Origin of the sequence: Azospirillum melinis (assembly GCF_013340935.1) — a bacterium.
GTDB lineage: Bacteria > Pseudomonadota > Alphaproteobacteria > Azospirillales > Azospirillaceae > Azospirillum > Azospirillum melinis.
Genome location: NZ_WHOS01000128.1, coordinates 1 through 3,735 on the forward strand (window position 1 = coordinate 1; position 3,735 = coordinate 3,735).

A 3,735-nucleotide genomic window follows, 5' to 3' on the forward strand; every position below is an offset into this window, starting at 1 on the left:
CCCCGCCGACCACCCAGCAGACCACCCCGCCCCCGCCGGCCGGCGGGGGCCAGACCGAGGCCCAGCCGGCCGACCCGGCGGCGATCGCCCGCGACTGCCTGGCCGCCGGCCTGCCGGAGCTGACCGCCTCGCTGATCACCGCCAAGGCGACGCCGGCCACCGTCACCGCCCGGCTGCAGGACGCCAAGTCGATCAAGGACATCTGCGCCCGGGCCGGCATCGCCGACCAGGCGGCCGGCCTGATCACCAACGGCGCCACCGTCGACAGCGCCCGCGCTGTCGCCTTCGAGGCGCTCGCCGCCCGCGACCAGGCGAGCCACGTCGACAGCACCCAGAACACGCCGCCGGGCACCAACCCGACGCCGCGCGGTCCGGTGAACGTCGCCTCGGTCTACGACCGCTTCAACAACCCGAACCGGAAGGTCTGAGATGGGCACTGTGTTCCAAGAGGGCCGGCACGCCGGCGAGTTCCTGGTCTCCGAAGGCATGGGCAGCATTTCCCGCGGGACCGGCACCATCAAGGCCGGAGCCGGGAAGCTGCAGGCCGGCTCCGTGCTGGGCCAGATCACCGCCGACAAGACGTTCGTCCTGGTCGATCCGGACGCCACCGACGGCTCCCAGACCGCCAAGGCGATCCTCTATGCCGGCGCCAACGCCACCACCGATGCGGTGCGTGCCACGCTGATGGTCCGCCTGTGCGAGGTGAACGCCGACGCCCTGGTCTGGCCCGACGGCATGACGGACGCCGAGATCGCGGCCGCCCTGGCCCAGCTCGCCGACCCCGCCCGCTTCATCATCGCCCGCTGACCCACCGCCTGCCTCCGGAGCCGCCACCATGGCCGCACTCACTCTCGATATTTTCAACGGCGACGCTTTCAGCGCTGCCTCGATGACCTCCTACGTCAACGAGAACGTCCCCTATGTGCCGGGCTATCTCGGCTCGCTGGGGCTGTTCGTCGGCGAAGGCGTCTACACCACCGTCGTCGGCTTCGATGACATCAACGGCGCGCTGAAGCTGATCCAGTCCAGCCCGCGCGGCGCCGCCCCCAGCCAGTCCACCGGCGAGAAGGCGGCCACCCGCTACCTGAACACGGTCCGCTTCGCCCGCGAGGCCGTCATCACCGCCGACCAAATTCTGGGCGTGCGCGTGCCCGGCACCGCCAATCTGCTGCAGAGCGCCGAGCGCCTGGTCTACCGCCGGGTCGAAGGCCCCGCCGGCATCCGTGCCGAGCTGTCGATGACGCTGGAGCATCTCTACCTCGGCGCCATCGACGGCCAGGTCTACGACGCCGACGGCACAACCGTTCTGTGGGACTATTTCAACGCCTATGGCATCGCGCGGCCGGCAACGGTCAACGTGCCCTTCGGCACCTTTACCGCAGATGAAGCCAAGTTCGATGATCTGTGCCTGAATATCAAACGGGAGGTGACCAAGTCGCTGAACGGCTTCAATCTGGCCGGCATGACCATCGTGGTGGCGTGCGGCGACAACTTCTTCGACGCCGTGCGCGGCAACAAGGAAGTGGTCAACGCCCGCTCGAAGGGCCTGACCGGCGTCACCAAGGCGCCGGAGCTGTTCGCCAGCCAGAAGGCCTTCTCGTCCTTCCAGTACGCCGACATCATCTGGGTGAACTACCGCGGCTCGGACGACGGCAAGGTGTCGGTGCCCACCGACGAAGCCCGTCTGTTCGCGCTCGGCGTGCCTGGGCTGTTCAAGACCTTCTTCGCCCCCGGCGACACCTGGGACACCATCGAGGGCGAGGGCCTGCCGGTCTACATGCTGCAGCGCCAGGAGCGGCAGACCTCGAGCCAGCGGGCCTTCGAGGTGCAGTCCAACCCGCTGCCGATGTGCCTGCGGCCGAAAAGCCTGCGCCGCCTGAAGAAGGCCTGATCCACCCCCGCCATCCAGCCGCGACACGGGCCGCCTTCGGGCGGCCTGTCGCGTTTCAGGGAGACCCGCCGTGAGCGCCACCCGTCAGCCTGGTACGAACTTCTTCTTCGCTGTGGAGGGGCTGGGGAGCGCGGTCTCCCCCTTCATCCCCGTCGTCCGCATCCAGCCGCAGGGGCCGGTGGTCGACATGTCGGCCTATCGCCAGATGGGCGCGAGCTACCTGTTCGCCGCGGCCGGCCTGGGCCTGCCGGAGAACCCGGCCACGCCGCTCGTCCGCATCGCCGAGGACCATCCGGTCGGCGCGATCGAGGTGTTCCCGCTCCACGCCCTGCCCGGCGATCGGCTGGAGTGCGACGGTCGCGAGGTCGAGCGCACCGCCTATCCCGTCCTGTTCGCCGTGATCGGCGATAGCTGGGGACCGGGCAACGGCACCACAACCTTCAACCTGCCGACCATCCCGCGCCGGCAGTTCGTCACCCCGAACGGCACGGAGACCCTGTCGGTCGCGGTTCCCCTGCCGCCGGACGCGCCGGAGGGCACCCAGCCCCAGATGGTCGACATCCGGGTCACCACGCTCGTCACCACCATCAAGGTCTGACGATGGACGCCGCCGACCACCTGGAGCTGGTCTTCGCCCGCTTGGGCCTGGACGCCCTCTACGTCTCGCCCAGCGGGACCGAGACGGCCTGCACCGTCATGCAGGCCGGCACCCCTCTGGAGTTCCCGGGCTTCGCGCTGCCGGTCGACGGCGTCTGTTTCGACCTGATGCGCCATCAGGTGACCCCGGCGATCGGCGGCGTCCTGCGCATCGGCGAGCGCAGCCTCGCCATCGACACGCCGGCGGTGCCCTTCCCGATCGGCGCCGATCCGCTGGGCCTCCGCTGGCGGCTGATGATCGGCTGGGGACAGCCCGTCACCCTTCGCTCGGTCGATGACGCCGGCTCGCCGCCGCGCGGCTCCTCCTGGACGGTGGCGGCCGCGGCCGAGGCCGGGGCGGTGACGCTGTCGATCGCCGGCACCCTGGCGACCGGCCGGGTCTGCCCGGGGGATGCCTTCCGCCTGCCGGGCCATCCGGAGGCCTATGTCGCCGCCGGCACGGTGGCGGCGGTCGCCGGCACATTCGCCTCGATCCCGCTGGACCGCCCTCTGGCGGCCCCCGTGGCGGCCGGAACCGAGCTGGTCCCCTCCTGGGTGCGCGACCAGGCGGTCCGGGCGCTCTCCATCACCGACGCCGCCGGCTTCGGCGGATCGGTGGTGAAGGGGGCCTCCCGCTGGCTGGTGCTGGGCGGTTCGCTGCCCCGCCGCCCGAAAGCGGGGGACCAGCTGACCACCGAGGACGGCCCCCTCGACCTTTCCCGGGTCACCACCCACCGCTCGGGCGCCACCGTGGTCGCCTGGGACCTGCAGGCAGCCTGACCATGATCGACGTCCTCGCCGTCCACCAGGCGCTGCGGGCGCCGCTGTCCACCGGGCCGATTCCGCCCGAGCACATCGGCCGCCGCGGCTCGCCCTTCACCCCGCCCACCGGCGACGTCATCCACGCGCTGACCTCGATCGTCTGGGAGCGGAACGGAAAGACCGGGCCGGTGCTGTGGGAAGGCGCCGGCATGCTGCAGATCCTGGTGCGGGCGCCGATGGGCATCGATGAGGACGCACTGCTGGTCGAGGCCGGCAAGGTCGCGGGCCTCTACGCTCCCCATGTCGACGGCCCGGCGCTCGGCTACGATGTGCGCGTCGTCCAGGTCGCCGTGATGGGCGTGATGACGTTGTCGGCCGCCGGCGCCGGCGGCCGACAACGTCATCACGCCCATCACGGCGACCTGGACGACGCGCACATCGTAGCC

At 71.0% G+C, this 3,735-nt stretch carries 6 protein-coding genes; all 6 read left to right on the plus strand.

Annotation, left to right across the window (positions count from 1 at the left end; translation table 11 throughout):
• Positions 1-428 (plus strand): hypothetical protein (locus tag GBZ48_RS35615; protein ID WP_174475340.1); only part of this gene is annotated, 428 nt, incomplete at its 5' end.
• Position 429: 1 nt separating this feature from the next.
• Positions 430-807: a head decoration protein gene (locus GBZ48_RS35620; protein ID WP_174475341.1), complete on the plus strand. Its 378-nt coding sequence runs from the start codon at positions 430-432 to the stop codon at positions 805-807.
• A 28-nt stretch (positions 808-835) separates the two neighbouring features.
• Positions 836-1,891, plus strand: coding sequence for a major capsid protein (locus GBZ48_RS35625; RefSeq protein WP_174475342.1), 1,056 nt, complete (start codon positions 836-838; stop codon positions 1,889-1,891).
• A gap of 70 nt (positions 1,892-1,961) precedes the next feature.
• Entirely contained in the window at positions 1,962-2,489 is a 528-nt protein-coding gene (locus GBZ48_RS35630) for a phage tail protein (protein ID WP_209798524.1), read from the plus strand.
• Between the two features lie 2 nt (positions 2,490-2,491).
• A complete protein-coding gene (locus GBZ48_RS35635) occupies positions 2,492-3,307 on the plus strand; it encodes a hypothetical protein (protein ID WP_174475343.1) in 816 nt (271 codons plus the stop codon).
• 2 nt (positions 3,308-3,309) lie between these two features.
• Positions 3,310-3,735 (plus strand): hypothetical protein (locus tag GBZ48_RS35640; RefSeq protein WP_174475344.1); only part of this gene is annotated, 426 nt, incomplete at its 3' end.